General features: G+C 59.6%; 25 protein-coding genes and 2 pseudogenes. 8 read left to right on the top strand and 19 right to left on the bottom strand.

Annotated features, from left to right (window positions below; genetic code table 11):
* Positions 1-41: 41 nt before the first annotated feature.
* From BSF44_RS09785 to BSF44_RS09750, 8 genes are read right to left on the bottom strand one after another with little or no spacing between them, the layout of a single operon-like run.
* Positions 42-1208: an SGNH/GDSL hydrolase family protein gene (locus BSF44_RS09785; protein ID WP_095943330.1), complete on the bottom strand. Its 1167-nt coding sequence runs from the start codon at positions 1206-1208 to the stop codon at positions 42-44.
* A gap of 24 nt (positions 1209-1232) precedes the next feature.
* Positions 1233-2273, bottom strand: a complete 1041-nt coding sequence (locus tag BSF44_RS09780) for an acyltransferase family protein (RefSeq protein ID WP_095943329.1) — start codon at positions 2271-2273, stop codon at positions 1233-1235.
* 12 nt (positions 2274-2285) lie between these two features.
* Positions 2286-3389 (bottom strand): hypothetical protein, encoded by a 1104-nt coding sequence (locus tag BSF44_RS09775; protein WP_095943328.1) that lies wholly within the window; start codon positions 3387-3389, stop codon positions 2286-2288.
* The gene (locus tag BSF44_RS09770) at positions 3380-4609 is read right to left on the bottom strand and encodes a polysaccharide biosynthesis C-terminal domain-containing protein (protein WP_095943327.1); all 1230 of its coding nucleotides are present in this window, start codon (positions 4607-4609) and stop codon (positions 3380-3382) included. Before BSF44_RS09770 ends, BSF44_RS09775 begins: the two co-directional genes overlap by 10 nt.
* Positions 4606-5718, bottom strand: a complete 1113-nt coding sequence (locus tag BSF44_RS09765; protein WP_095943326.1) for a polysaccharide pyruvyl transferase family protein — start codon at positions 5716-5718, stop codon at positions 4606-4608. The genes BSF44_RS09770 and BSF44_RS09765 overlap by 4 nt, the downstream gene beginning before the upstream one ends.
* Before the next feature lie 15 nt (positions 5719-5733).
* On the bottom strand, positions 5734-6816 hold the full coding sequence (locus BSF44_RS09760; RefSeq protein ID WP_095943325.1) for a glycosyltransferase family 4 protein: 1083 nt from the start codon (positions 6814-6816) through the stop codon (positions 5734-5736).
* Positions 6817-6856: 40 nt separating this feature from the next.
* Positions 6857-9076: a polysaccharide biosynthesis tyrosine autokinase gene (locus BSF44_RS09755; RefSeq protein WP_095943324.1), complete on the bottom strand. Its 2220-nt coding sequence runs from the start codon at positions 9074-9076 to the stop codon at positions 6857-6859.
* 39 nt (positions 9077-9115) lie between these two features.
* Entirely contained in the window at positions 9116-9556 is a 441-nt protein-coding gene (locus BSF44_RS09750) for a low molecular weight protein-tyrosine-phosphatase (protein ID WP_046038070.1), read from the bottom strand.
* 291 nt (positions 9557-9847) lie between these two features.
* Between BSF44_RS09750 and BSF44_RS09745 the strand changes: the two genes are divergently transcribed.
* Together BSF44_RS09745 and tal are read left to right on the top strand one after the other, a co-directional pair.
* A complete protein-coding gene (locus tag BSF44_RS09745; protein ID WP_095943323.1) occupies positions 9848-10813 on the top strand; it encodes a glycosyl hydrolase family 5 in 966 nt (321 codons plus the stop codon).
* Positions 10814-11014: 201 nt separating this feature from the next.
* Entirely contained in the window at positions 11015-11941 is a 927-nt protein-coding gene (tal, locus tag BSF44_RS09740; protein WP_095943322.1) for a transaldolase, read from the top strand.
* 110 nt (positions 11942-12051) lie between these two features.
* Here tal and rssC read toward each other — a convergent pair whose 3' ends face one another.
* From rssC to BSF44_RS09725, 3 genes are all read right to left on the bottom strand, one after another.
* Positions 12052-12534, bottom strand: a complete 483-nt coding sequence (gene rssC / locus BSF44_RS09735; protein WP_007978612.1) for an anti-sigma factor antagonist RssC — start codon at positions 12532-12534, stop codon at positions 12052-12054.
* On the bottom strand, positions 12534-13715 hold the full coding sequence (gene rssB / locus BSF44_RS09730) for a two-component system response regulator RssB (protein ID WP_032829882.1): 1182 nt from the start codon (positions 13713-13715) through the stop codon (positions 12534-12536). Before rssB ends, rssC begins: the two co-directional genes overlap by 1 nt.
* Positions 13716-14105: 390 nt before the next feature.
* On the bottom strand, positions 14106-14795 hold the full coding sequence (locus tag BSF44_RS09725; RefSeq protein WP_095943321.1) for a VacJ family lipoprotein: 690 nt from the start codon (positions 14793-14795) through the stop codon (positions 14106-14108).
* Positions 14796-14996: 201 nt separating this feature from the next.
* Here BSF44_RS09725 and BSF44_RS09720 point away from each other — a divergent pair, with 201 nt between their 5' ends.
* Both BSF44_RS09720 and BSF44_RS09715 read left to right on the top strand, forming a co-directional pair.
* Positions 14997-15617 (top strand): phosphatase, encoded by a 621-nt coding sequence (locus tag BSF44_RS09720; protein ID WP_095943320.1) that lies wholly within the window; start codon positions 14997-14999, stop codon positions 15615-15617.
* A 125-nt stretch (positions 15618-15742) separates the two neighbouring features.
* On the top strand, positions 15743-16006 hold the full coding sequence (locus BSF44_RS09715) for a DUF4404 family protein (protein ID WP_008053327.1): 264 nt from the start codon (positions 15743-15745) through the stop codon (positions 16004-16006).
* 174 nt (positions 16007-16180) lie between these two features.
* Here the strand turns inward: BSF44_RS09715 and queF are convergent, their stop codons facing one another.
* The gene (gene queF / locus BSF44_RS09710; protein WP_095943319.1) at positions 16181-17011 is read right to left on the bottom strand and encodes an NADPH-dependent 7-cyano-7-deazaguanine reductase QueF; all 831 of its coding nucleotides are present in this window, start codon (positions 17009-17011) and stop codon (positions 16181-16183) included.
* 61 nt (positions 17012-17072) lie between these two features.
* On the bottom strand, positions 17073-17609 hold the full coding sequence (locus tag BSF44_RS09705; RefSeq protein WP_095943318.1) for a plastocyanin/azurin family copper-binding protein: 537 nt from the start codon (positions 17607-17609) through the stop codon (positions 17073-17075).
* Positions 17610-17764: 155 nt separating this feature from the next.
* On the opposite strand from BSF44_RS09705, the gene BSF44_RS09700 reads away from it, so the two are divergent.
* Together BSF44_RS09700 and BSF44_RS09695 are read left to right on the top strand one after the other, a co-directional pair.
* Complete coding sequence (locus tag BSF44_RS09700; RefSeq protein ID WP_095943317.1) at positions 17765-18445, top strand: heavy metal response regulator transcription factor; 681 nt, start codon at positions 17765-17767, stop codon at positions 18443-18445.
* Positions 18445-19794 (top strand): heavy metal sensor histidine kinase, encoded by a 1350-nt coding sequence (locus BSF44_RS09695; RefSeq protein WP_095943316.1) that lies wholly within the window; start codon positions 18445-18447, stop codon positions 19792-19794. The genes BSF44_RS09700 and BSF44_RS09695 overlap by 1 nt, the downstream gene beginning before the upstream one ends.
* A 103-nt stretch (positions 19795-19897) precedes the next feature.
* Here the strand turns inward: BSF44_RS09695 and BSF44_RS09690 are convergent.
* The 5 genes and pseudogenes from BSF44_RS09690 to BSF44_RS09670 form a co-directional block, all read right to left on the bottom strand.
* A pseudogene (locus tag BSF44_RS09690) lies at positions 19898-20104 on the bottom strand (lipoprotein-releasing system transmembrane subunit LolC); the annotation flags it as partial.
* Between the two features lie 65 nt (positions 20105-20169).
* Positions 20170-20376 (bottom strand): annotated as a pseudogene (locus BSF44_RS09685) (lipoprotein-releasing system transmembrane subunit LolC); the annotation flags it as partial.
* A 65-nt stretch (positions 20377-20441) separates the two neighbouring features.
* Complete coding sequence (locus tag BSF44_RS09680; protein ID WP_095943314.1) at positions 20442-21686, bottom strand: lipoprotein-releasing ABC transporter permease subunit; 1245 nt, start codon at positions 21684-21686, stop codon at positions 20442-20444.
* A gap of 63 nt (positions 21687-21749) precedes the next feature.
* Positions 21750-22433: a lipoprotein-releasing ABC transporter ATP-binding protein LolD gene (lolD, locus tag BSF44_RS09675; protein ID WP_172435325.1), complete on the bottom strand. Its 684-nt coding sequence runs from the start codon at positions 22431-22433 to the stop codon at positions 21750-21752.
* Positions 22434-22440: 7 nt separating this feature from the next.
* Positions 22441-23691 carry a lipoprotein-releasing ABC transporter permease subunit gene (locus BSF44_RS09670; RefSeq protein ID WP_095943313.1) on the bottom strand — a complete coding sequence of 417 codons (1251 nt, stop codon included), beginning with the start codon at positions 23689-23691 and terminating at the stop codon, positions 22441-22443.
* Positions 23692-23785: 94 nt separating this feature from the next.
* On the opposite strand from BSF44_RS09670, the gene BSF44_RS09665 reads away from it, so the two are divergent.
* Both BSF44_RS09665 and BSF44_RS09660 read left to right on the top strand, forming a co-directional pair.
* Positions 23786-24367 (top strand): PilZ domain-containing protein, encoded by a 582-nt coding sequence (locus BSF44_RS09665; protein WP_095943312.1) that lies wholly within the window; start codon positions 23786-23788, stop codon positions 24365-24367.
* 14 nt (positions 24368-24381) lie between these two features.
* Positions 24382-25104 carry a glycerophosphodiester phosphodiesterase gene (locus tag BSF44_RS09660; RefSeq protein WP_095943311.1) on the top strand — a complete coding sequence of 241 codons (723 nt, stop codon included), beginning with the start codon at positions 24382-24384 and terminating at the stop codon, positions 25102-25104.
* Positions 25105-25146: 42 nt separating this feature from the next.
* Here the strand turns inward: BSF44_RS09660 and sthA are convergent, their stop codons facing one another.
* A complete protein-coding gene (gene sthA / locus BSF44_RS09655) occupies positions 25147-26541 on the bottom strand; it encodes a Si-specific NAD(P)(+) transhydrogenase (protein ID WP_007984277.1) in 1395 nt (464 codons plus the stop codon).
* Positions 26542-26732: the final 191 nt, after the last annotated feature.

Below are 26732 nucleotides of genomic sequence, written 5' to 3'. Positions count from 1 at the left end.
CGAAAAACTCAATGACACCGCAGGTCTTCAGGATTCGCGCGTTATCGTTGACGACCATCGCGAGCAAGCTCGCTCCCACAGGTGTCCTGTGCTGATACCCCGGTATTGCCACCGACGATCAGACGATAAAAGAAATCGGCGATCACGCGCCCTCCCGACTCCGGGAGAGGATGAATCTTGTCCGGGCCGATCATGGTGGCAGCATAACGCTTGAAGTCGGTACCAAACGCGCACTGCAGATTGGCGTAACCGAGGTGTTCCTTGCGTGCCCAGGGCTCCAGGACTTGCGCATAGGCCGACATCGGGTAAGCACTGGAACGCGTCGTGTCCTGACGCACGATCAGGTTGATGCTCGCCGCCGGCTGAATCTCGCGGACCATCCCCACCAAACCCTGAATGTTCTTCAGGTACTGCTCGGGTTTCACGCCAAAACCCTGGTCGTTACCACCCAGCATGATCAGGTAGATGTCGGCGGGAATCTTCGACACCACCGCCTTCCACTGCGCCTGCCAACGGTCATCACTGCGGTAGAAATCTGCGGACGCCGCACCGGACGCCGCGAGTTTGGATACCCGCACGCCGTCCTGTTCGTTGCTCATCCACAGGCCGAAGAGGGTTGGCGCGCCTTTCACCACTTCCAGCCGGAACGCCCAGTCTGTCGCTGCCGATGTGCCTGGCAGTGGCAGTTCCTGAACCCCTGAGCCTGCGAGCGTCAATGGCTGCCAGGATTGCGACGGTGCCCAGCGGTAGCGAACCTCATTGGGTTCGCCATTGCCGAGGTAGAGCAATTTCGCTTGGGTGACAGCCGTATTGATGGTCGGTGTCGGGCTGGCATCGATCTCCAGCCACGCGCCGGGCCGACCGGTAAGGGTGCGACTGTCGGGGCTGGCCTGGCCAAGGGCGGACACCTGCCAGTCACCGCCGAAGTACTTTTCGCTGCTGCGGGTGTATTTGAAGTGCGTGCCGCCCAGTGCCGCGCCGTGGTTGAAGCCGACATAGCCGGGGCCGGCGAAACCCGCCTCCCCGGCCAGCCGCTGCACCAGCTTGTTCAGATAGAAATCCTGTCCGGCGCTGTAGCTGTCGCCGATCACCGAGATGGACAGGACCTTCCCCGCCTTCCCTTCGCGCCACTGGCCAAACCGTTCGCGAGCGTCACCGACCTCAACCACTGACACCGCAACAGGCTGGACGTCATCGACTGCCAACATGCATCGCTTCCTTCACTCGGACAATCATCGGGTTTGTGGCACCGGGCCGACGTTTGCCGGCTGTTTTTTAGCCGCCGCGCGCTCCCCCAGGAACAACACGGAGGTGAAGTTGAATCGACTGAAAACCATCGATAGAACCACCGGCCCCAGCAAGCCACACGCCAAGCCACCGAGCACCAGAAGGCTTTCGTCCTTCACGCCCAAACGCCCCAGGACAAACCGCGAAGTGGCGGCAAACAACACATGGAACAGGAAAATCCCATAGGAATACCCACCGAGCCAGGTCAGCCACTTCGAGCGCATGTCACTGGACAGCAACGCAATGCAGGACACGCAACCCACGATCAAACCGATCAGGCTGCGGCGGTCGACGATCAACTCGCGATCAATCGCCGCCACGTACAGCAGCGTCAGCGAGATCAGCACAAACACCAACGGCCCGATCACCTTGAACCGCTGCTTCAACGCATCGACATTTTCCTGGCCAATCATCCCCGCCACAAAAAACGGCAGCAGGTAGATCGCGCCATTAATACCGAACGCATCGAGCTTGAACGGCGGCAGCAGAAACACCCCTGCCGCAAAGGCAAACAGCAGGTACAAGCGCGTCGCCGAACGCAGCAAACCACGCCACTCGAGCAAGCCGACGAACATGAAAATGATGAACACCGCCTGCAAAAACCAGAAGTGGTTGACCGGCACCCAGAACGACAACAACGCATCGATCACGCCGACGTCCTTGTTCACACCCGGCCCCACCGCCTGCAACACCGAGAACGGCACACCCACGCAGAACAGCGGCACGATCAGCCGTCGCACCTTGCCGGAGAAGAACGCCGAAAAGTCATTGCCGCGGATTTTGTAGATGGAGTAGATGTAGCCGGAGATAAAGGTGAACAGCGGCATGCGCACATACACCATCGAGTCGGCGATCACCCGGAACGGCGAGCCCAGGTCTATTTTCAAGCCGCCGCCCAACGGACCGATCACGTGATAGAGCACCAGCAGCAGGCACGCCAGGCCACGCAGGGTTTCGATCTCCAGGGACTTTTTCTTGCTCGACATAAAGCACCTGCCTCAATTCAGAATTCTTGATTCAACCTGCGCCGGCTTGTTGGCCCGCAACATCAATCCCAGGCCGACGAACAACACCGGCACCACCATCGAAAAGTGCCGGGCAAAGGAGCCGAAGTCCGGCTCGAACAGGCCTTGAACCAGCAGGAACGCCAGCGGAATCGCGATCAGTTCCTTGGGTTTGGTCTGGATCGGTGCGCCTTTGTAATCGGTCGAGGTGATGACCTTGAACAGCAGCAACGCGGTCATGATCATCAACGCCACGAAGATCACCTGGCCCGGCCCCGACAGCAGAATCAGCTCCACCGGGAACGACAGCCGAAAGAAAATGATCATCGAGTCCAGCGCCTGCGAGACAAAGTCGCTGCCGCTGAGCCACGAGACGATCAGCGACTTGGAACCCTCCTCACCCGCCGTGCGCAGTTCGTTGTTACTCGCGCGAATCGACGACACCGGAAACCCGAGCGCCACCTGGATCGCCATGGCGACCGCCAGGTAGAACAGGAACAGCATCAGGAAGAAGGTGAAGCGCGAGACATACTTCTTCATCACGCAGACGCCGACCCAGGACAGTGAAAACAGAATCCAGTAGGGGCGGATCAGCACGCCGTAGATCACCGCCGAGAAGAAAAATCCGCCGCGATATTTACGCGTCAACGAGCTGAGCAAAATACTCAACACCGCCACCGACACAATGATTTCCTTGGTCAGGTTTTCAAGGAAAAACGAGCGAACGATGCCCCACAGACACAGCGTGCCGAAAATCGCCAGCGGCATGCGCCGGAAGACCACCACCGGAATCGCCGTGAGGAAAAAATTGCAGAACATGCCGTAGGCCCAGGCATTGGTCAGATTGATCCCGGTGGGCCGCAACAGGAACGCCGAACACTCATAGGAAGAGCGATCCGGCGAGAACGGGTTCCAGAAATTACAGTTGTCGGCACGGGCGTAGGACGACCACAAGGTCATGGCATCCGGACCTGGATCGCGGGGGATCAACAGCGGCATGGCCACCGACAGGAACAACCCGGTAAACAGGATCAGGAACGAAATCGAGGAATCGAGTTTCTTGCCGCGAAACTCGATGCACGGCAGCTTCAACCCCATGCCAAAGCCCCTTTCGGCCGGGTCACACGGGTCAACACGGCAATCACGCCGAGCTGCACGATGATCGCAAAGACGTTGCCCCAGGCAGCGCCATAAATCGAATAGTGCTTGATCAGCACGTAGCTGACGGGCACCGAAACCAGCAAGCAGATCGCCGCGCTGGCCAGCGACACCCGGCTGTTCTTCGAGGCAATCAGACCGCCCCATACGATGTCGCCAATGGCACGCAGGGCAAAGGAAAAAATCAGCACGCCGAGGATCGCGTTGTCCGGGCGAGGAACGCTCGTGGCGACGTAATCGAGCACGACATTGAAGAACAGATAAATCAGCACCGCCACCGCAGCGGACACCACCAGCGAGCGCATGACCCATTTGTTCACGAACAATTGCCGGACGGTGAACGGCTGTTGATCAGCCTGAAAACGCTTGGCGAGCACTGGAATGCCGACCACCGCCACCACCGCATAGGACAGTGCCTGCAAGGTATTGGCCGCCGACCAGGCGTACACGTATTTACCAAGGCTGGCGTAGGGTTCGATGTCGATGATCAGAAAGCGCTCGACGTACTGACTCAACGCGATCAAGCCTGTGCCGAGATAGAACGGCAACCCGGCCTTCCACACGGTTGCCGTGGCCAGCGTCCCGCTCACCCGGCCCTTGTGCACGTTCACCACAATCAGGTAACCGGCGACGATCACCAGCACGTTGGCCACAACCCACAACCACAGCACACTGGCGATCCCGGACACCCAGCCGAGCATCATCCCGCCCACCGCCAACAGCGCCCAGAGGCCGGTCTTGATGAAAAACAACAGCGCGCCGGCCGTGGCTTTCTGCGCGGAAAACACGAAGGAGTTGATTTCGAACGACAGGTGTTCGGTGAGCAAAACCAGGGTCACGCAGAGGATCAGCGTGGTCGTTGCCTCGACTGCCTGGAACAGCGAATAAACCAACACCGTCGCCACCGACAACAACAGCCCCACGGCCAGGTACAGCAGCAGGACCTTGTCGACGACCCGTCGCGAACTGCCACCGACGCTGATCAACCGATTGATTTCGGAACTGAAGCCAACGCTGTAGAACTTCGACGCAATCAACGAGGCGGCGACCACCACGCCGTAAAAGCCCAGCGCCTCATACCCGAGGAAATGGGTGATCGCCAGCACCAGCAAAAACTTCGCGCCCAATGCCCCGCCGCGAAGCAGTAGCCGAAATATCATCGAACGATACCTTTGATGATGTCGTCCATGGCCACGGTTTTTGCCTCGATCTCGCGGCACGTGTCAGTCAGGCGTTTGCCGAAACTGGACAAGGCGTTCGGTGCGTAGACCGTATTGATGATGGTGTCGACATCGATATCGCCGCCGTTGATCACCCAGTCTTCCACGCCCATGTCCTGATAGGCGCCGAAGCCTTTGCGCTCATAGCTGATGTGATACGCCGGAACGCCGGACAGCAGCGATTCGATGGCGCCGTGCAGGCGCACGGAAATCACCAGGTCCGGCTGATACTTGGCCAACGTCGCTTTCAATGGCAGCAGGTCTTCGGTAATGCCCAATTCGCGATAGAACGCACCGTCATCGTTACCGCGAACGGCGCTCTGGACCGCGCAAACCACTTTGCTTTTATTCTTCAAGCGCTGCAGCAGCAACTTCAAGTTGGCCACGTAGGCGACCTTCTTTTCCTTGCTCCACTCCGGCGGCTTGCGCAGCACCACGCACACCGTTGCCGGCGATGACGCGCAACGGGTGAACTTGGGCTGCATGAGGATTTTGCTGGCCAATGACTGCACCGCCAGATCCGGCGCGCGGTAAACATTTTCACAAGCATCGAAAATCGCCGATGAGCGATTGTCACGCACGAACACCGCATCGGCGCTGGCGTAATGCTCGACGATCTTGCTGCTCTCACCGTGGAACGGCCCGATGCTTTGCGGCAGGTACACCGACGGCACTTTGCTGAGGATCGCCGTTTCCAGTTGCTTGGCGTGCCCCAGTTTCAACTTGATGTGTTCAAACGCGCTTTTGGAGCGCATGTAGCCGCCACCGACGCCGACGATCAAATCGGTTTTCTTCAACAGATCAGCGAGACCGGCGTAGGACTGGTTGAGGAACACCGCCTGCTTGACCCGCCCCAGCCCCTTGGCCGCCATGACCGGCGCGTCAAAACGCGGGTGCGGCAAGTAACTGAAGGACTCTGGATCGGAGGCCACGACACTGATCGAGGTGTCGTCACCAAAGTTTCGCTGCACCAGGGCAATGGCCAGATCCACGAGCAGACCGTCACCGGAGTTGGACGCACTGTAGCCATGCAAAATCGTTACGTTCATATGCTTGAGTTCTACTTAAAAAGTGGGGGCGCGATACAGGTCATAGGTCTGGCGGATCATCAACGCGGCGCTGAAGCGCTCGCGGACGATGCTGCGCCCTTCGCTGCCAAGGTCGAGCAACCGCGGCTTCTGGATTTTTGTCAGCACATCGGCCAGCGCCTGGTGATCCCCGCTGGGGAAGACGTAGCCGGACACCTCGTTGGTAACCAGTTCGGGCAGCGACGTGCAGTTGCTGGCAATCACCGGCAAGCCCATGGCCATGCCTTCGAGCGGCACCATGGCAAAGCCTTCCCAGCGACTCGGGACGATCAGCGCATCGGCTTTGCGGTACAGCGCCTGGACTTCGTCCGGCGTCACCCACGGCAGGTATTCAACCCCTTCCATCGGCGGGCACTCGACCGAACCCTCGTTCACGGCACTGCCCACCACCGTCAGTTTCAGGTCACTGCGCTGGACTTTGGCGAAAGCCTTGAGCAACACGTCGAAGCCTTTCTGATAATCGAGACGGCCGACGAAGAGCAGATGAATCGGCTCGGGACTGCTGGCTTTCGGCGCGTCATCCTTACGATGAATGCCGTTGTAGATCAGCTTCATGCGCTTGCGCTCAATGCCGAACCGCGCGGCTTTGTCGAGCTCGTACTGGCTGACGCAGATGATCACGTCGGTGACCTTCTGCAATACCCGCTCGATCCACGCGTAGGCTTTTTGCTTGATCGGTGAGCTTTCCATCAGGAACGAAAAGGCATGGGGGCAGTAGACGATCTTCGGCTTGCGCCAGGGTCGCAACATTACGCACACGCAACGCCCGATAACGCCGGAAAAGGTGCTGTGCAAATGCACGACATCGGGTTTTTCCTTGAGCATCACCTGGGTCAGTCGCCAGGCGAAGCGCAGCAACGACGGCACATTGCGCCCGGTCCGGGCGAAGGTGCGGATCTGATGCCCGGCAATCCCGTGCAATTCCTTTTCCTGATCCTGCGGGACCAGATAGACCAGCTCATAGTTTGCCGCGTCGCCTTCGGGCGATGCCGAAATCGTGCGGATCACCGTCGCGACGCCACCTTTGATCGTCTCTGCCACGTGCAGTATTTTTTTCACAACTCACCCACTTCAAACATGAAAGGACAATCACTGACACTCAGGATTTGTCGGACGCGTATTCGTAGTTGTAATAGCCGCCAGTACCGTAACTGGCCGCGCGCTTCTCGACGCCGTTGAACACCGCGCCCTTCAACTCGATGCCGTTCTGGGCGAATCGACGAATCGTCAGCTCGATCTCTTTGGCCGGGTTGACCCCGAAGCGCGTGACAATCAGGCTGATCCCCGCATCGCGTCCGACAATCGCCGCATCCGTCACCGCCAGCAGCGGTGGCGTGTCGATGATCACCACGTCATACCGCTCGCTGAGTTGCGCCAGCAGCTCACGAAAGTTGGCGTGCATCAGCAGCTCGGAAGGATTGGGCGGGACCTGCCCGCGACTGATGAAATGCAAGTTGTCGATTTCGACTTTATTGATCGCCTGCTCGATGCTGCAGCGCTTGACCAAGAGGTCCGACAAGCCATTGGTGATCGGTGTGTCCAGCGTCTTGTGCAGATGGCCTTTGCGCATGTCGGCATCGATCAGTACGACCCGCTGCCCGCTTAGCGCCATGACTGCCGCGAGGTTGGAAGAGACAAAGGTCTTGCCGACCTGCGGGCTAGGGCCGGAAATCATGATCCGGTTATTGGTCGAATCCAGCCCCGCAAAGTGCAGGCACGTGCGCAAACTGCGGATCGACTCGATGGACAGGTCCGTCGGGTTACGCAAGGCCAACAGATACGCCGGCTTGTCCGTCCCGTCCTTGGCACGAACTTTTTTACTGTCCTCTTCCTGTTGCAGCGCGCTGTATGGAATCGACGCGTACACCGGCAAACCGAGTTGCTCGATGGCCTCCGGACCTTCCAGGCCCCGGCTCAGGGACTTGCGCAGCAACACCAGCGCTACCCCGAAAAAAGCACCGAGGAAGGTGGCGATCAGCACGATCAGCGGCTTGCGTGGCTTGACCGGGTTGGTCAGGTCGACATCCGCGGTGTCGATCAAGCGCACATTGCCAACCGCCCCTGCCCGGACGATGTCCAGCTCCTGGGATTTGTTCAGCAGTTGCGTGTAGATCTGCGATGCCACTTCCACGTCGCGGGTCAGGTTCAGCAGTTCCTGTTGCGTGGCAGGCAGGTCCTGGGCCTTGCTCTCCAGCGCCTTCTGCTGCTGGGTCAATTCGCCGATCTGGGTCATCAGCGCGCGATACGCCGGATGCTGCCTGGTGAACTTGCGATCCATCTCCGCCTGTTGCATTTTCAGTTCGGAGATACGGGTGTCCAGACTGACGACCTGTTCGAGCACCGATTGGGTTTCGAGGGAAATGTTGACCGTCTTGCCACGGGTTTGATAACCGTTGAGCGCGTCGCTGGCCTTGGCCAGGTCGCGTTTGACCTGCGGCAGTTGGCCTTGCAGGAACGCCAGGCTCTGCGCCGCTTCCGCCGATGTGCGTTGCACGTTCTGCTGCACATACAACGCAGCGATTTTATTGAGGATTTTCACCGCCTCGGCCGCGTCGGTGCTGGCCAGGGCCAGACGAATAATCCCCGACTCCTTGCCTTGCTCGGAGATATCCAGCGCATCCTGGTAACTCTGGATGGTCACGATCCGTGGATTACGCACCACTTCGAAGCGGGTGCCAGGGTTCGCCGACAGCTGAGCGATCTGCCCCTCTACTTCGTCCTGTTTGAACGCTTCGCCAGCGACGCCCTCGACCAGCAAGTTGTCGTTTTCATCGAACAACTGGAATCGATGCTGCTCGCCGGCGATCAGCGTGAGTTTCTTGCCCAGCAGTGCTTTCGGCAGATTGAGCCGATTGATCTCCAGGCGCTCACCGCCCCAGGCGTAGCTGGTCAGGCCCAAACGCGGCGCCGCTACACTGAACTCGGTCTCGCCGCGATAACGTCGGGCGAGAAAGCCGCCGATGATCGGGAAGGTGTTGGGGGTGACGTCGATATCAAGGCGAAGATCATCGACCGTTTTGCCGATCACCGCGCGGGACTTGATGATGCCGATTTCGGTCACCGACGGCGATTGCCCGCCGAGCATGCTGTTGAGATCGGAAAACCCGAGCATGTCGTTCTTCTTTGGCTCGACCTGCACCAGCGCGTTCGCCAGGTACACGGGAGTCGCCAAAACCGCATAGGCAACGCCGGTCGCCATGAAGGCACCGGTGAGCGCGCCGATCAACCACTTCTGGTCGATCAAACTGCCAAATATGCCGAGAAGATCAATACTGTCTTGATCGTTGTCACGGGTGCCGATTACTGACGGTAACTGCATAAGTCTGTTCTTACCATTCACTGATCTGAAGAATATTCATCAATGTCCGAGGCGCTGCGCCCATGAGCTAACAGCATCTTCAATCAATGCATGGGCATGAATAAAGGCGGCCTTTCCTTGACGATACGGATCCTGTATTTCTCGCTCGCTCTGCCACTTGCCGAGCAGAAAAACTTTGCCCCTGGCATGAGAGGCAATCTTCAGTACTTGTTTTACATGCTCTTTTTCCATGACCAGAATCAAGTCTGATTCATTGACGATGTCCGGTGTAATTTGCCGCGCCTTAAACCCCTGGGCGTTGTGCCCGTGATCTTCCAGAACCTGGAGGGCCGACGGTTCCATGGCCTCGCCAACCCGCGCGGCAAGGCCCGCCGAGGTCACCGTGATCGCTGAAGGGGCCAGCGCGTTACGCAGCAAAGTTTCTGCTGTCGGACTTCGGCAGATATTGCCCACGCAGACGACAAGGATCTTTCTGAACAAGGTTACTTTCCCGTGTAATATCAATATGCCAACATTTCGAGTGGGCTTTAGTGAACCCACAAGACCTTGCGGCACTGAGAAATAGATTCGCCCTGTTAATACAAGTGCATTAAGTACCACAGCCCCCAAAAGCCACCCAACCAGAATTACCGGACCAAAAATAACTGTGATTTTTCGGAACTCACTACCTGACAAAAAATAACATTCGTGCATTTCGCACCCTCGCGAGCATCGAAATAAAAGTAACAAGTCAACGATTGGAAAATGTCATTACCCGCCAGGAGAGCAGGCATGAAATCAGCACGTTTCAAACGGCTCACTGCCTCAACCCTGTTAATGCTGGGTGCAGCCAGTCAGGTTGACGCCAGTGACGTGTTCCCCGTACTTGCCGCCAACAAAACCATCGGTGTCCAGGTGAAGATCCAGAGCTTCTCCCCCACCGACGCCGAGCAGATCAAGGCCGCGGGCTTCGGATTCGTGCGCTTTGGCGTCTGGACCAACAGCCTGGGCGGCGCGGCGTATCAAAAGCAGATCAGCGATGCCTTCGCCGCGGCCAAATCCGCCGATCTGCCGGTACTGATGACCGTACGCTCGACCAAGGCGCTGACCTCCGCCCCTGACAACACCAGCGAACTCGTTGCCGCGGGCGAATCGTTCGCCAGTTCGGTGAAGGGGCTGGAGAAGTCATACGCCGCGCAGCTCGTCGCGATTGAAATATGGAACGAACCGGACCTGGCGAAGTACTGGCCAACCCGAAATCTCGACACGACCTTTGTTCCGTTCATGAGTGCCGTGTGCAAGTCGCTGCAGGACAAACCGCAATCGACGCCGCTGATCGGCTTTGGCTTCGCCCGGGCACCGAGTGCCGGCACGACGTCAGCATTGGCGCTGAACAAGATCGTCAGTGAATACCCCCATTGCCTGAGTGCGATCTCTTATCACCCCTATGGCATGTCCGGCGCGCAGATCAGCAAGACCCAGGCGTTTATTCAGCAAAACTTCCATCTACCGGGGGTCATCAGTGAGTGGGGCGTACCCTCACTCAGCTCAAACGGCGGGATCGAAGCGCAGGCCAGCAAAATCAGCACCTTCATCGCCGACGTCAAGAAGCTCGATATCCCGCTGACATCGATTTACGAGTGGAAAAACAGTGAAACGGGCAGCAATGATCGGGAGCAAAACTTCGGTTTGCTGACCTCCGACGGCCAGGCGAAACCGGCGAAAATGGCGGCCTCTACCCAATTGAATTCGCAGTAGGACATACGTCCACGGGATGCTGACGGTCAGTTGCCTGGAACCTGTGCCGCGTTTTGGCATCGTATTCATCGATACCAGGCCCCGCCTTTCAAACAATCGTTTTCAGGTTGTTGCCGCAGGGGCCGTCGATACACGTACACGCCCTTGAGTGGCTGTCAGCGCTCGGGTAATGTCATCAGACCCATAGGACAGAGCACGCCCATGACTTCCAAGCTGGAACAACTCAAACAAATGACCACCGTGGTTGCCGACACCGGCGACTTCGACGCTATCGCTCGCGTTAAACCCGTGGACGCCACCACCAACCCTTCCCTGTTGCTCAAGGCCGCGGCCATTCCTGCGTATGCCGAGCTGCTGAACGCCTGCGTCCATGACTGCAAGGGCGATGTGGGCCTGGCCAGCGACCGCTTTGGCGTGGCTGTGGGGCAAGAAATCCTGAAAGTGATCCCGGGCCGCATTTCCACCGAAGTGGATGCGCGCCTGTCGTTCGACACCGACGCCATGCTCAAGCGTGCCCATCGCCTGATCGAGCTGTACGACAAGGCTGGTATTGGCCGCGACCGCGTGCTGATCAAGATCGCCTCCACCTGGGAAGGCATCCGCGCTGCCGAGATCCTGGAAAAGGAAGGCATCCAGACCAACCTGACCCTGCTGTTCTCCTTTGCCCAGGCGGCAGCCTGCGCCGACGCCGGGGTGTTCCTGATTTCGCCGTTCGTGGGCCGCATCTACGACTGGTACAAGAAAGCCAACGGCAATGACTACACCGGCGCGGATGATCCGGGCGTGCAGTCGGTGACGCGCATCTACAACTACTACAAGGCCAATGACTACAAGACCGTGGTCATGGGGGCGAGCTTCCGCAACCTGGGTCAGATCGAACAACTGGCCGGTTGCGACCGGCTGACCATCAGCCCGGACCTGATCGACAAGCTGGCCGCGGACACCGGCAAGCTGGAGCGCAAACTGGTGCCAGGCCATGCCGGTGAAGCGCGCCTGAGCCTCAACGAATCGCAGTTCCGCTGGCTGTCCAACGAAGACGCGATGGCAACCGAAAAACTGGCTGAAGGCATTCGTCAATTCGCGCGGGATCAGGAGAAGCTCGAGGCGTTGTTGCAGGCCAAGCTGTGACCTGATCGGGAGTAATGCAAAAAGGGCGAACTTTCACAGGTTCGCCCTTTTTTGTATGTATTGGGTGACTGTCAGGACGCCATCGCGAGCAAGCTCGCTCCTACAAGGGATCAGTGGCGTTCGAGCGCATTCACCAGGTCATGGAAGGCTTCACGATTGGTGTCGTTCAGCCCCATGAGGATCTTGTGCGCTTCAAGCACCTTGATCCGCACCACTTCTTCGGACTGATCCTGATCTGGCAGGTCGTCCAGGCATTCCGGGCACGGCACCGGCTTATCAACGATGTTGAACACCTGCTCGAAGCCCATGGACTGCAACAGACGGGTGATGTCTTCATGGGTGGTGACGACGGTCGGCAGCAGGCCGACCTTCTGCCGCGACAGGATCGACAGTTTGGCCAGCAAGCCAAGCGTCGTGCTGTCGATGCTGCGGGTTTCGGTCAGATCGATCACGATCGCGTTGAAGTTCAACGCGCTGAAGATCCGCTCAATAGTCGCATCCAACGCCGAACACAGGGTCAGGCGAACTTCACCGACGAACTTCAGGACGAAGGTGCCATCCTGCTCGGCGAACTGGATTCTACCGGTACTCATCAAAGATTCCTGCTCAACACCAACAGGGCGATATCATCCGGCATCTCCCCTAGCGTGGCCAATCCAAAAACCTGCCGCAACCCATCCAGGGTGCCGCCCGCAGCTTTGACCCGTTGGGGCAACGCCGCCTCTTTTTCTTTGAGTGTGGGTTCTGGCAAAAGATCCAGAATGCCATCAGACATCAGCGTCAGGCTGAACGTCGGTGGCAGTTCCAGCACATGGTCCTCGTAGGTGGCTTCGTTGAAGAGGCCCACCGGCAGACCACGCCCTTCCAGATAACGAACACTGTCTGGCGTGTACAACACTGGCAACGGCAGATGACCGCCGATGCTATAGGTCAACAAACCTGTCTCCTCGTCGATGACTCCACCGACCATTGTGACGTGTTTTCCCAGCTTACAACTGATCAGGCCCCGGTTGATATGACCAAGAACCTCTGAAGGCTTGAATTCCGGCAAGGTGCCGCTGCGCTTGGATTCGAACAGCAGGCGCGTGGTCATGAACTTCAACAGCACGGTGACGAAGGCTGAAGAGGCGCCGTGACCGGAAACATCCGCCAGGTAAAAGGCGACCCGGCGCTCGTCGACCCGGAAGTAGTCGACGAAATCACCCGACAGGTACAGCGACGGGATGATCTGGTGAGCAAACTTGAACTCGTCGATGGTCCAGGGGCTGACCGGCAGCATGTTCATCTGCACCTGGCGACCGGCGTTCTGGTCCTCCTGGAGCAGGTTCAGGCTGGCTTCGAGCTCGCGGTTGGCCTTCTCCAGCTTCTCGCGGTAGCGCTGGTTCTCCAGCAGCAGGCGCGCACGATCCAGGGCCCGACGCACGGAGTGCTCGAGCACGGCCAGATCTTCGAGAGGCTTGATCAGGTAGTCCGCCGCGCCCAGGCGCAGGGCTTCGACCGCGTCATTCATCACGCCGGCACCCGACACCACGATCACCGGGGTTTGCGGCGACAGCTCGGTCACCTGGCGAATGAGTTCGAGTCCGCCCATCTGCGGCATGCGCAGATCGCAGATGACCAAGTCGGGCTTGTCTTGCTCGAATACCTGAAGACCCTGCTGACCATTGCTGGCCTGCAAGACGCTGAAACCACTGTCTTCCAAATAGGCGGCGAGGCTCGCGCGCACTACTTCGTCATCATCGATTATCAGCAGCGTGGCACTGGTTTTTGGCATGTGGGCAAACGGCGCCAGAATTAGGTTGGCGTAGCAGGCGGGGACTTTGGCCCGGCGCTGACTACTGGATTCGCTTTCTAGCCTCTCTGTCGCACCGCTTTCGGGCATTTGCCCTACACACATGTACACCAGAGGTGCCCTTCTAAGGCGCAGACGGTACTCCCATCCGCGGGGCGTTTCAAGCTCACGCCGATGGTCGCTTGACGTCTTTATTTGTCAAATCACCGAGAGTTATAAGAACAGGCAAATCCGTAACCCAATGGAAGGTTCGAACCCATGAGTCAAACCGCTCGGGACTACACCGAAAAGCGCGACCTCATCCGCATGCGGGGTCTTCACAGACAAAAAAGGCGGCCTTGATGGCCGCCTTTTTCAGTTTACCGGTCGAGATCAGAAATCGTCTTCGACCTGACCGTCTTTCACCTTGAATTCACGGTTCTGCAAGTACGCATTACGGATGAAGGTGTACTTGTCGCCGGTGATCAGCTTCTCGCTCGACAGCAGGTTGGCGCGGGTATCGACAATATCCAGCGCGTAGAACGAGTTACGCACAGGCACGTCGTTTACGTAACGATAAGCACCGGTATAGCTGTCGACGTACTTGGACGGCGCATCACGCAAGGTGCTTGGCCCCAGCAGCGGCAGCATCAGGTAGGGGCCGCTGCCGACCCCCCAATAGCCCAGCGTCTGACCGAAGTCTTCGTCGTTGCGCTGCAGGCCCATTTTGGTGCCGACATCGATGACGCCCAGCAAACCGAAAGTGGTGTTGAAGATGATTCGTGCGGTATCAACGCCTGCGGCGTGAGGTTTGGCCTGCAGGATATCGTTGGCCAGGTTGCGCACATCGCCGATGTTGCGGAAGAAGTTGTGAACGCCGTCTTCGACAAACTGCGGCGTCACGTACTGGTAGCCCTGGGCCAGGGGTTTGAGCGCATAGGTGTCGATCACGTCGTTGAACTTGTAAATCGGGCGGTTGACGCTTTCCCAAGGATCATCTTCCGTGGCTGCCTGGGCAACGAACGGAACCAGCATCGCACTGGCGCATACACAAATCCTGGCTAGATGATTGCTCCAGCGCATAGAAAAAAACTCCTTGGTTTGTACCGGCTCGGGCACTTGGCCCAGGCAATAAGTGGGCAAGTATAAGACGTAAACACCGTTTAACGCACTTTGCACGAGATCCACACAGATACAATCGTGCCAAATGTGAGGGATTCACATCCATGTCATTCAACTGTCACCGTCGCCCACTAGCCTTCTGGCTATTTCAGGGACGTCCACATGCCGCTCGCCGAAGCCTTGCCCCAAACCGCACCCAGCCTGACCGCCGTCCTGTTCGGCCTCAGTGGCTGTCTGGTGGATTTCGGCGCACACACGCACCGGCACGGCAGCCACTCGGCCGAACACGCCGAGGCCACACCCGGCGCACTGGATAGCCTGCGCAGCTTGCAGCGCCAGCAAATCCCCTGCGCCTGGCTCGATGAACTGCCCCCTGTCCTCAGCCAATCCCTGGCCGCGGCGCTGCCGGAATGGATCAAACCTTCGCAACATCCAGCAACAAACCAACCATGGCCCGCCCCGAATGCCTGCTGGCAAGCCTTGATGACCCTGAACGTCGAACGACTCGACGGCTGCGTACTGGTGAGCGGCGAACCCCGCTTGCTGCAAGCGGGGCTCAATGCCGGGTTGTGGACCATCGGCCTGGCGTCCTGCGGCTCGCTGTGCGGCCTGGCGCCCGAGCAATGGCAAGCCTTGACCCCGCAGGAGCGCGACATCAAACGCGCCAAGGCGACGATGCAACTGTTCGGTCTGGGCGTACATTCGGTGATCGATCACCTCGGTGAACTCGACACCTGCCTGGCGGATATCAACTTGCGTCGGCTCAAGGGCGAAAAGCCCTGATCGAGATCATGCACGTTGGGCGCGAGTGGATTAATCTAAAGGTCAGCCATCGACCTTTGGCGCGCCGCCTTGGCGTGCCGCCATGGTCTATGCCAGTGCCTATCGATAAAAGAAGGAAGAACGCCATGCCTGCCCGCGAACTGCAAGAACAGCTCAATGCCCTGCGCGAGCAATTGGAACAGAATCCTCCATTGTCTGAAGCCGAACGCGCCGAGCTACACGAACTGATGCAACAGATCGAGTTGAAGCTTGAGCTCGAAACCAAAACCCAGGATTCCAGCCTCGCCGATGGCGTCAACCTGGCCGTGGAACGCTTCGAACTCGAACACCCTACCCTTGCCGGCACCCTGCGCAACATCGGGCAGGCCTTGGCCAACATGGGGATCTGAACCCTGCTGATGCAAAAAAGCCCTGCTGGCGATAGCAGGGCTTTTTCGTTTCTACGACTGACAATGCAAATCCCCTGTAGGAGCGAGCCTGCTCGCGATGAGGCCGGCACATCCAACATCAATGTTGCCTGACACTCAGCCATCGCGAGCAGGCTCGCTCCTACAATTGGATCTTCATTGACGGACAAGTCGATGGTTCGGCAGCTGCACCTCTTCAGTGCTGCGGTACGGGTTGATATCCAGCCCGCCACGCCGCACATAACGCGCATACACCGTCAGTTTCTCGGGCTTGAGCAACCGCTGCAGGTCGAGGAAGATCCGCTCGACACATTGTTCATGGAAATCCGAATGCTGGCGGAAGCTGACGATATACTCGAGCAGGCTTGCGTGATCCAGCGCCGCACCACGGTACTCCACCGCCACGCTGCCCCAGTCCGGCTGGCTGGTGACCGGGCAGTTGGACTTGAGCAAATGGCTGTGCACGCTCTCCTCGACAATGCGCGAGTCATCGCAACGCAGCAGTTCCGGCCGTGGATGCTCATAGTTGCTGACGCTGATATCCAACTCGTCGATGCACACGCCCGGCAAGGCCACGACGCCTTCGCTCTCGACATCCTTGAGGCTGCGAATGCGCACGCCCACCGGCTTGCCGGCAGCCGCCGACAAGTCCTTGGCCAGCGTCGCCTCAAGGCTCGCGGTATCGACAAACGGCGTCTGGTTCAGGGAGTTGAGGTACAGCTTGAACGACTTCGATTCGATGATGTTCGGCGAATCCGCCGGAATGCTGAATTCGCCGATCGCCACCACCGGCTTGCCCGACGGCAGCAACCAGGACAGCTCGAAGCAGTTCCAGAAGTCCACGCCTTTGTACGGCAGGGTTTGCGCCGTCAGGCCCAGTTCCGCCCACTTCGCGGTGCGCGGGATCGGGAATAGCAAGGACGGCGTGTAGGTGGCGATGTATTCGCTGGACTTGCCCAGCGGCGAGTGTTCGGCTGCGGGATGCATGGCGGAAACCTGACTGAAGAATCAGCGGATTCTATCAGCCTTTGCTCCCGCCTTTGAGTGCTTACTGACTGACAGTCACTTTGCCGACCATGCCGGCCTGGTAATGGCCGGGGATGTTGCAGGCAAATTCCAGGTTGGTGGCCTTGCTGAAGGTCCAGGTCAGCTCGGCGGTCTTGCCCGGCTCCACCAGCACGCTGTTGGGGTCGTCATGCTTCATGCCATGGTCCATTTTGCCGTGGTCCATGCCGGTCATGTTGCCGTGGTCCATTGCCTTCATGCCGGTGGGCGTCAGCATGCCGCTCTGTTGCATCTGCAACATTTCCTGCTGGTGTTTGGCGTGCATCGCCGCATCCCCCAGGTTGAACTCATGCAACAACTGGCCTTTATTGACCAGCACGAAACGCACGGTTTCCCCGGCCTTGATGTCGATAGCCTTCGGCGTGAAGGACATGTCGCCCATGACTAATTCGACGCTGCGGGTCGCCTTGGCCGCCGGGGCTGGCTGACCGAAATCGTAGCCATGCCCGGCGTCCGCCCACACCGGCGAACTCAGCGCCAGCAAACACAGGATTTGCGTCACGGATTTGCGTAAAAACATCGTCATACTCCAACAAGATAAGGCTCAGCATGGGCAAAACTCTAAACTGCCGGCACTGCCCGCAACCTGACAGGCAGATTACAACTTTGTCAGGTTGCCCTGTGCCAATGCTTCCCACGGTATAAAGCGTTCGTTCCACTTGCCAAGAGTCGCCCATGAAACTGCTGATCGTCGAAGACCAACCGAAAACCGGCCATTACCTGCGCCAGGGCCTGGCCGAGGCCGGGTTCAACACCGAACTGGTGGCTGACGGCAACACCGGTCAGCAATTGGCCCTCAGCGGCGAATATGCCCTGCTGATTCTCGATGTGATGCTGCCGGGTCGTGATGGCTGGCAGATTCTGCAAGCGGTGCGCAGCGCCGGCCTGGACACGCCGGTACTTTTTCTGACCGCCCGTGATGCCGTGGAGGACAGGGTTTACGGCCTCGAACTGGGTGCCGATGACTATCTGGTCAAGCCATTTGCCTTCTCCGAGCTGTTGGCCCGGGTCCGCAGCCTCTTGCGTCGCGGCAGCGCCACGCCTCAGGAAACCAGCCTGCAATTGGCCGATTTGCGCCTGGACCTGATCCGTCGCCGGGTCGAACGCAGCGGCCAGCGTATCGACCTGACCGCCAAGGAGTTCGCCCTGCTGGAAATGCTCCTGCGCCGTCAGGGCGAAGTCCTGCCCAAGTCGCTGATTGCGTCCCAGGTCTGGGACATGAATTTCGACAGCGACACCAATGTCATCGAGGTGGCGATCCGTCGCCTGCGCCTGAAGATCGACGATGAATTCCCCAATAAGCTGATCCACACCGTGCGCGGCATGGGCTACGTCCTCGAAGAGCGCCCCGCCTGATGCGCCGCCTCTCCCTGAGCAGCCGCCTGGCCCTGCTGTTTGCGGCGTGCACCGCCGTGGTGTCGTTGTTCGCCGGGGTGCTGTTCAGCCGCGCCAGCGAGGCGCACTTCGTTGAGCTCGACCAGCAACTGCTGGATGGCAAGTTGATTGGCTTGCGTCGGGCCCTGCACGATCTTCAGTCGAGTGACAGTGGCGTGAAACTGGCCGAGGAATTGAGTCGGCAAGCTGGCCTGCCCCTGCGAATCACCGGCAGCGACGGCCAGCGCTGGTATGACAGCTCGACCAACATTCCCCAGGCATTGCCGCGCCAACCCGGATTGTCGACGGTGAGCCATGAAGGCACGGATTACCGCGTGCTGAATGCGCCGCTTTTCGCCGACAGACCCGAATCACCGCAACTGACCCTGTTGCTGGACATCACCCACCACCAACACTTTCTGCAACGCATGCAGCATTTGATATGGCTGACCGTCGGCCTGTCAGCCCTGGCCACCGCACTGCTGGGCGCCTGGGCGGCGCGCAGCGGCTTGCGCCCGTTACGGCGGATCAGCGCGGTGGCCAGCGGTGTTTCCGCGCAATCGCTGAACTCGCGGCTGCCTGAAGAAAACATGCCGCCGGAGCTGGCGGAAATGGCCCACAACTTCAACGCCATGCTCGGACGCCTCGACGACTCGTTTCAGCGTCTGTCCGCGTTCTCCGCCGACATTGCCCATGAACTGCGCACGCCATTGTCGAACCTGCTGACCCACACCCAGGTCACCCTCACCCGCCCTCGCCCCATCGAGGACTACCGCGAAGCCCTGCACAGCAACCTCGAAGAGCTGCAATGGATGGCGCAACTGGTCAACGACATGCTCTATCTGGCGAAAGCCGATCACGGCTTGTTAATGCCCAAATGCGAACCACTGGAACTGGCGGAGGAAGCGGATCTGCTGCTTGAGTTCTTTGCGCCATTGGCCGAGGACGCGCAGGTAAAACTGACTCGTGACGGCAATGCCCGCATCGAAGGTGACCGCAGCATGTTGCGCAGGGCGTTGTCGAACCTGCTGGACAACGCGCTGCGGTTCACGCCGGCCGATGGCGAGGTTCGGGTGCGAATCGTCGATCAGCCGAAAGAACTGCGCCTGACCGTTGAAAACACCGGCCAACAGATTGCCGAAGATCTATTGCCGCGCCTTTTTGACCGGTTTTACCGTGCAGACCCGGCACGCCGCGAAGGCAGCAGTGAACATGCGGGATTGGGCTTGGCGATCACCCAGTCGATCATCCGCGCCCATGGCGGGCAGATTCGTTGTGAATCGGAGAATGGGTGGACGCGGTTTGTGATCGAGTTACCCAAGAAGGATTGAGGCCAGCCGTTCCGGCCTCATCGCCAGCAGGCTAGCTCCCACATTGGATCTGCGCCGCTCCCCCCTGTGGGAGCTAGCCTGCTAGCGATTGCGATCAAAAGGTTTACGAATATCTCAACGCATGAGCCGGCTCGATCTTCGCCGCTCGCCAGGCCGGGTAAACCGTGGCCAGGAAGCTCATGACAAAGCCCGCCGTGCAGATCAACGCCACATCCGCGCCTTGCAGCTCGGACGGCAGGTTGCTAACGAAATACACATCGGAACTGAAGATGTGCTGCCCACTGACCCGCTCGATCCAGCCCACGATCTCCCACATTGGATCTGCGCCGCTCCCCCCTGTGGGAGCTAGCCTGCTAGCGATTGCGATCAAAAGGTTTACGAGTATCTCAACGCATGAGCCGGCTCGATCTTCGCCGCTCGCCAGGCCGGGTAAACCGTGGCCAGGAAGCTCATGACAAAGCCCGCCGTGCAGATCAACGCCACATCCGCGCCTTGCAGCTCGGACGGCAGGTTGCTAACGAAATACACATCGGAACTGAAGATGTGCTGCCCACTGACCCGCTCGATCCAGCCCACGATCTCCCACATTGGATCTGCGCCGCTCCCCCCTGTGGGAGCTAGCCTGCTAGCGATTGCGATCAAAAGGTTTACGAGTATCTCAACGCATGAGCCGGCTCGATCTTCGCCGCTCGCCAGGCCGGGTAAACCGTGGCCAGGAAGCTCATGACAAAGCCCGCCGTGCAGATCAACGCCACATCCGCGCCTTGCAGCTCGGACGGCAGGTTGCTGACGAAATACACATCGGAACTGAAGATGTGCTGCCCACTGACCCGCTCGATCCAACCCACGATCTGGCTGACGTTCAGCGCGGCAATCACACCCAACACACCACCGATCAAGGTGCCGACGATGCCGATCACCGTGCCCTGCACCACGAAGATCGCCATGATCTGCCGTGGCGTAGCGCCGATGGTGCGCAGGATCGCGATGTCCGCGCCCTTGTCGTTCACCACCATGATCAGGGTCGCGATGATGTTGAACGCCGCCACCGCGACGATCATCAGCAACAGCAGGCCGATCATGGTTTTTTCCATCTTCATCGCGCTGAACAGGCTGCCCTGGGTGTGGGTCCAGTCGTCAGCCTTGTAGGCGGCACCCAGCCCCGTGGCGATGTCGCTCGACACTTGCGGCGCGGCATACAGGTCCTTCACCGCCAGGCGCACGCTCTGCACCTGATTCGGCTCCCAGTGCTGCATTTGCGCGGCATCGGCCATGTGGATCAGCGCCATGGTGCCGTCCAGTTCGGCGCCCACCTTGAACACGCCGACCACATTCAGCCGCTGCATGCGCGGGGTGATGCCGCCCGGCGCATTGCTGACTTCCGGCACGATCAGGGTGATCTTGTCGCCGACATTCAAGCGGAAACGGCGCGCCGTGATCTCACCGATCACCACGCCGAATTCGCCCGGTTTCAGGGCTTCGAGGCTGCCTTGAACGATGTGCTTGGCGACGATCGACACCTGGCCTTCCAGCGCAGGGTCGACACCGCTGACCTGGATCGGCTGCATCGTACCCTTGTAGGACAGCATGCCTTCCATCTCGGTGAACGGCACCGCCGCCGTCACTTCCGGGTTTTTCATCGCGGCCGCTGCCACGGGCTTCCAGTCATCAAGCGGATTGACGCCGACGATGGTGGCGTGGGGCACCATGCCGAGGATGCGCGAGCTCATTTCGCGCTGGAAGCCGTTCATCACCGACAACACCACGATCATCGCCAGCACGCCGAGGGCGAGGCCGATCATCGACGTCATCGAGATGAAGGAAACAAAGCGATTGCGGCGCTTGGCGCGGGTATAGCGCGTGCCGATAAAGATCGATAACGGTCTGAACATTCGCTGGGGCACCGTATGAAAATAAAAGACCCGACGCCTTTTCAGACATCGGGTTTCAGCCAATCAGATAGGCGTGAGGCAACCTTCCTGCAAATGCAGGACGCGATCCATCTGGCGGGCCAGGTTCATGTCGTGGGTCACCACCAGGAACGCCGTGCGCATCGAGGTGCTGAGCTCCAGCATCAAGTCCTGGATCCCCTGGGCGGTGTGGGAATCGAGGTTGCCGGTCGGCTCGTCGAGCATCACCAGGCCCGGATTGTTCACCAGGGCGCGGGCGATGGCCACACGCTGACGCTCACCACCGGACAATTCGGCCGGCTTGTGCTCCAGGCGATGGCCCAGCCCTACCCGCTCCAGCAACGCCGTGGCACGCTTGCGCGCTTCAGGGATCGCGGTCTTGCCGATCAGCAGCGGCATGCAGACGTTTTCCAGGGCGGTGAATTCCGGCAGCAGGTGGTGGAACTGGTACACGAAGCCGAGGGCACGATTACGCAGCAGACCGCGTTTCTTCTCGCTCAGCGCCGACAGTTCTTCACCGTCGAGCCAGACGCTGCCCTGGGTGGGTGTATCGAGGCCGCCCAGCAGATTGAGCAAGGTACTTTTGCCCGAGCCCGACTTGCCGACAATCGCCACACGCTCTCCCGGGTGCAACTCCAGTTGCAGGCCGGCCAACACTTCCACCGATTCCGGGCCTTCCTCGTAGGACTTGCCCAGGCTGCGGCAGCTCAAGATTGCTTTATCACTCATGCCCGACTCACTCATAACGTAGCGCCTCCGCAGGCTGGGTGCGCGCGGCACGCCAGGCTGGATACAGGGTGGCGAGGAAACTCAGGACCAACGCCGCGGAGCAGACCATCACCACGTCCTGGCTCTGCACCTGCGACGGCAGGTAATCGATGAAGTACACGTCGGCGTTGAGGAACTTGTGCCCGATCAGGCCTTCGAGGGCCGAGATCGCGGCGCTGACGTTCAACGCGGCGAAGATCCCGACCACGGCGCCAATGGCCGTGCCGACCACGCCAATGACGGTGCCTTGCACCATGAACGTGCGCATGATCGTGCCCGGCGTGGCGCCCAGCGTACGCAGGATCGCGATGTCGCCCTTCTTGTCGTTCACCACCATCACCAGCGTGGAAATGATGTTGAACGCGGCGACCGCGACAATCAGCAGCAGCAACAGCCCGATCATGGCTTTTTCCATGCGGATCGCCTGGTACAGGTTGCCGTGGGTGCGGGTCCAGTCGCGGGCGTAGAAGCGGTCTTCACCGAGATCGCGGGCGATGCTCCACGCGGTGCGCGGTGCCTGGAACAAATCGTCGAACTTCAGGCGCAGGCCCTGGACCTGATCCGGTTTCCAGCGGTGCAGCCGGGCCAGATCCTGCAGGTTGGTGACGCCAAGATAGCCATCGAGCTCACCGGCGCCGACATGGAAGATGCCGACCACGGTAAAGCGCTTCATGCGCGGGAACATCCCGGCCGGGGTCACGGTGACTTCGGGCGCGACGAAGGTCAGCTTGTCTCCGATCACGGCACCGAGCTTGGCCGCGGCCTTGTCGCCGATGACGATGCCGAACTCGCCCGGCACCAGGTCATCGAGTTTCCCCTGGGTCATGAACTGATCGATGATCGACACCTGGCGCTCTTGCGCCGGGTCGATGGCATTGAGCAGCACTTTCGAGACCTTGCCGTTGTTGGTCAGCAAGCCCTGCATCTGCGTAAACGGCGCCACGGCCGTCACCTGCGGGTTTTGCTTGACCTTCGCGGCCAGGCTTTGCCAATCGCTGATCGCCTCGCCGGACTCGATGGTCGCGTGGGGCACCATGCCCAGCACGCGGGTGCGCATCTCATGATCGAAGCCGTTCATCACCGACAGCACCACGATCATCACGACCACGCCAAGGGCGAGCCCGATCATCGAAGTCAGGGAAATGAATGACACAAAATGATTGCGACGCTTTGCACGGGTGTAACGCGTGCCGATAAATACGAAGAGAGGTCTGAACATGTCGGGGCTTGTTCGGAGGGAAAAGGAACGTCCTTGTGGCGGGGGTCGATAACCAGCTTTACACTCAGACCACCGCCGCTACCATGGGTTCGCCATGTCGACATTAGATGAAGAAGATCGCCGCGAATACTACCGTATCGAGGATACGATCGCACTGGAAATTCGGCCCCTGTCCGCTTCTGAAGCCACAGGCCAGGAAGTGTTGCAGGATGCTTCACCACTCTTCAACTTGCTCAGCGAACTGCACCTGAGCGAATTCGAGTCGCAACACCTGTTGCGCCAGATCAGCGAACGCGACCGCACGACCGCCGCATTCCTCAAATCCCAGAACAAACGCATCGATTTGCTGGGCCAGGTCGTCGCTCTGACAGTACTCGGGCAGATCGGCGAACCGCAACCGGTGATCATCTCCGAAGGCGGCATCGACTTTCAGCATCCCTCATCCCTTGCCATCGGCGCATGCCTGTCGGTCAAGCTGGTGCTGATGCCGCAAGCCCTGGGCCTGCTGCTGCGCGCCCGCGTCACCCATTGCGACCGCAAGGGCGATGGCTATGACATCGGTACCGAGTTCGAACACCTGACCGACGCCCAGCGCCAGCTGCTGGCCCGCCACATCTTGCAAAAGCAGGCCCAGGAACGACGCCTGGCCCGCGAACAACTCGAACCAGGCAATTAATTTAAGGAAGAACCGTGACCCTCATCTACGGCCATCGCGGCGCCAAGGGCGAAGCACCGGAAAACACCCTGACCAGCTTTCAGGAATGTCTCAAGCACGGCGTGCGTCGCTGCGAACTGGACCTGCACCTGTCCATGGACGGCGAGTTGATGGTCATCCACGACCCGACCCTCAAGCGCACCACGGACCGCCGCGGCAAGGTCGTCGAACACACGGCGGCCGAGCTTGTGACGTATGACGCACGCAAGGGTGGCCCGGGCTGGATCAAGCCGTGCCCGATTCCGACGCTGGAAGAACTGTTCGAGAAGTGCGACTTCGATCACTGGCAACTGGAGGTCAAAAGCGCATCGAGGATGCGTGCCGCGACCACCGTGCTGGCGATCCGTGAAATGGTGCAGCGTCATGGCTTGCTGGACAAGGTGACCATCACCTCGAGCTCCCGTGAAGTGCTCAAGGCCGCACTGGAACTGGTGCCGGACGTATCCCGCGGGCTGGTGGCCGAATATGCCTGGCTCGACCCGCTGAAGGTCGCGGCCAGCTATGGCTGTGAGATCCTGGCGCTGAACTGGACCCTGTGCACGCCGGAACGCCTGCAAAGGGCGCAGCGTCAGGGGCTGCATGTGTCGGTGTGGACCGTCAACGAGCCCGCGCTGATGCGCAGGCTCGCCGACTTCGGCGTTGACAGCCTGATTACAGACTTTCCCGGTTTGGCCACTGCCACGCTCGAGAATTGCTGAAATCGGTCTCCCCGGCCGGCTCAGGCCACCGGCCGGAGCCCGTCAAAAAAGCCGGTTGAGGCCATCATACGCCGCTACCCGATAGGCTTCGGCCATGGTCGGGTAGTTGAACGTGGTGTTGACGAAATACTTCAGCGTGTTCAGTTCGCCCGGCTGGTTCATGATCGCCTGACCGATGTGCACGATCTCCGACGCCTGATAACCGAAGCAGTGAACGCCCAGCACTTCCAGGGTTTCGCGGTGGAACAGGATCTTCAGCATGCCTTGCGGCTCGCCGGCGATCTGCGCCCGCGCCATGCTCTTGAAGAAGGCCTTGCCCACTTCGTACGGCACCTTGGCCTGGGTCAGCTCCTGCTCGTTCTTGCCGATCGAGCTGATCTCCGGAATGGTGTAGATGCCGGTCGGCACGTCATTCACGAAACGCCAGCTACCGTTATCGACGATGCTGCCAGCGGCCGAACGGCCTTGGTCGTGGGCGGCACTGGCCAGGCTCGGCCAACCGATCACGTCGCCAGCGCCATAGATGTTCGGCACGCAGGTTCGGTACGCCTCGTCGACTTCGATCTGGCCACGACTGTTGACCTTCACGCCGATGTTTTCCAGACCCAGCTGATCGGTGTTGCCGGTACGGCCGTTGCACCAGAGCAAGGCGTCGGCCTTGATCTTCTTGCCGGACTTGAGGTGCAGGATCACGCCGTTGTCCACGCCTTCGACGCGGTCGTAGTCTTCGTTGTGGCGAACCGTGATGTTGTTGTTGCTGAAGTGATAACTCAACGCCTGGGAAATTTCCGAGTCGAGGAAGCTCAGCAGTTGACCACGGTTGTCCACCAGCTCAACCAATACACCCAGGCCGCTGAAGATCGAGGCGTATTCGCAACCGATCACGCCGGCGCCGTAAACGATGAGTTTACGCGGGGTGTGGCCGAGGCTGAGGATGGTGTCGCTATCGTAGATACGCGGGTGGTGGAAATCGATGTCCGCCGGGCGATAAGGACGCGAACCGGTGGCGATGATGATGTGCTTGGCCACCAGTTTCTCGACCACGCCGTTGGCGCAGACCACTTCGATGGTTTGCTCGTCGGCGAAGCTGCCGGTGCCGAAGAACACGTCGACACGGTTACGGGCGTAGTAGCCGGTACGCGAAGCGACTTGCTTGGAGATGACTTTCTCGGCGCTTTTCAACACGTCCGGGAAGGAGAACCAGCGCGGCTCACCAATGGCCCGGAACATCGGGTTGGTGTTGAACTGCATGATCTGCCGCACCGAGTGACGCAGTGCCTTGGACGGGATGGTGCCCAAGTGAGTGCAGTTGCCGCCGACCTGGCGACGGCTATCGACCATCGCCACCTTGCGCCCTGCCTTGGCGGCGTTCATTGCCGCGCCTTCCCCCGCCGGGCCGGAACCCAACACCACCACGTCGTAGTTGTAGACAGCCATGCGTACTCCTCAGAACAGGCCGCGGCACCCTCGGCACCTGCGGCTAAATCACGCCAATGCGTGGCATGAAGGAACAATTTGGGGCCAGTGCAGAACCCGGACACAGTCTATAGAAGCGTCAACGCCGCGCACATTAACCCTTGGTCGCGTCGTAGGCTACTTTTGCCTGCACCACAACGCCAGTTTTCAAT

The sequence above is a fragment of the Pseudomonas sp. ACN8 genome (genome assembly GCF_002303925.1).
GTDB lineage: Bacteria > Pseudomonadota > Gammaproteobacteria > Pseudomonadales > Pseudomonadaceae > Aquipseudomonas.
Note: the sequence above shows the minus strand (reverse complement) of the source record. Positions and strands in the feature narration are given on the sequence as shown.

What these genes read in the sequence shown, in the direction of transcription:
- BSF44_RS09785 (WP_095943330.1), bottom strand. Translation starts at nt 1,208, where the DNA reads ATGTTGGCAGTCGATGACGTCCAGCCTGTTGCGGTGTCAGTGGTTGAG.
- BSF44_RS09780 (WP_095943329.1), bottom strand. Translation starts at nt 2,273, where the DNA reads ATGTCGAGCAAGAAAAAGTCCCTGGAGATCGAAACCCTGCGTGGCCTG.
- BSF44_RS09775 (WP_095943328.1), bottom strand. Translation starts at nt 3,389, where the DNA reads ATGGGGTTGAAGCTGCCGTGCATCGAGTTTCGCGGCAAGAAACTCGAT.
- BSF44_RS09770 (WP_095943327.1), bottom strand. Translation starts at nt 4,609, where the DNA reads ATGATATTTCGGCTACTGCTTCGCGGCGGGGCATTGGGCGCGAAGTTT.
- BSF44_RS09765 (WP_095943326.1), bottom strand. Translation starts at nt 5,718, where the DNA reads ATGAACGTAACGATTTTGCATGGCTACAGTGCGTCCAACTCCGGTGAC.
- BSF44_RS09755 (WP_095943324.1), bottom strand. Translation starts at nt 9,076, where the DNA reads ATGCAGTTACCGTCAGTAATCGGCACCCGTGACAACGATCAAGACAGT.
- BSF44_RS09745 (WP_095943323.1), top strand. Translation starts at nt 9,848, where the DNA reads ATGAAATCAGCACGTTTCAAACGGCTCACTGCCTCAACCCTGTTAATG.
- tal (WP_095943322.1), top strand. Translation starts at nt 11,015, where the DNA reads ATGACTTCCAAGCTGGAACAACTCAAACAAATGACCACCGTGGTTGCC.
- rssC (WP_007978612.1), bottom strand. Translation starts at nt 12,534, where the DNA reads ATGAGTACCGGTAGAATCCAGTTCGCCGAGCAGGATGGCACCTTCGTC.
- rssB (WP_032829882.1), bottom strand. Translation starts at nt 13,715, where the DNA reads ATGCCAAAAACCAGTGCCACGCTGCTGATAATCGATGATGACGAAGTA.
- BSF44_RS09725 (WP_095943321.1), bottom strand. Translation starts at nt 14,795, where the DNA reads ATGCGCTGGAGCAATCATCTAGCCAGGATTTGTGTATGCGCCAGTGCG.
- BSF44_RS09720 (WP_095943320.1), top strand. Translation starts at nt 14,997, where the DNA reads ATGCCGCTCGCCGAAGCCTTGCCCCAAACCGCACCCAGCCTGACCGCC.
- BSF44_RS09715 (WP_008053327.1), top strand. Translation starts at nt 15,743, where the DNA reads ATGCCTGCCCGCGAACTGCAAGAACAGCTCAATGCCCTGCGCGAGCAA.
- queF (WP_095943319.1), bottom strand. Translation starts at nt 17,011, where the DNA reads ATGCATCCCGCAGCCGAACACTCGCCGCTGGGCAAGTCCAGCGAATAC.
- BSF44_RS09705 (WP_095943318.1), bottom strand. Translation starts at nt 17,609, where the DNA reads ATGTTTTTACGCAAATCCGTGACGCAAATCCTGTGTTTGCTGGCGCTG.
- BSF44_RS09700 (WP_095943317.1), top strand. Translation starts at nt 17,765, where the DNA reads ATGAAACTGCTGATCGTCGAAGACCAACCGAAAACCGGCCATTACCTG.
- BSF44_RS09695 (WP_095943316.1), top strand. Translation starts at nt 18,445, where the DNA reads ATGCGCCGCCTCTCCCTGAGCAGCCGCCTGGCCCTGCTGTTTGCGGCG.
- BSF44_RS09680 (WP_095943314.1), bottom strand. Translation starts at nt 21,686, where the DNA reads ATGTTCAGACCGTTATCGATCTTTATCGGCACGCGCTATACCCGCGCC.
- lolD (WP_172435325.1), bottom strand. Translation starts at nt 22,433, where the DNA reads ATGAGTGATAAAGCAATCTTGAGCTGCCGCAGCCTGGGCAAGTCCTAC.
- BSF44_RS09670 (WP_095943313.1), bottom strand. Translation starts at nt 23,691, where the DNA reads ATGTTCAGACCTCTCTTCGTATTTATCGGCACGCGTTACACCCGTGCA.
- BSF44_RS09665 (WP_095943312.1), top strand. Translation starts at nt 23,786, where the DNA reads ATGTCGACATTAGATGAAGAAGATCGCCGCGAATACTACCGTATCGAG.
- sthA (WP_007984277.1), bottom strand. Translation starts at nt 26,541, where the DNA reads ATGGCTGTCTACAACTACGACGTGGTGGTGTTGGGTTCCGGCCCGGCG.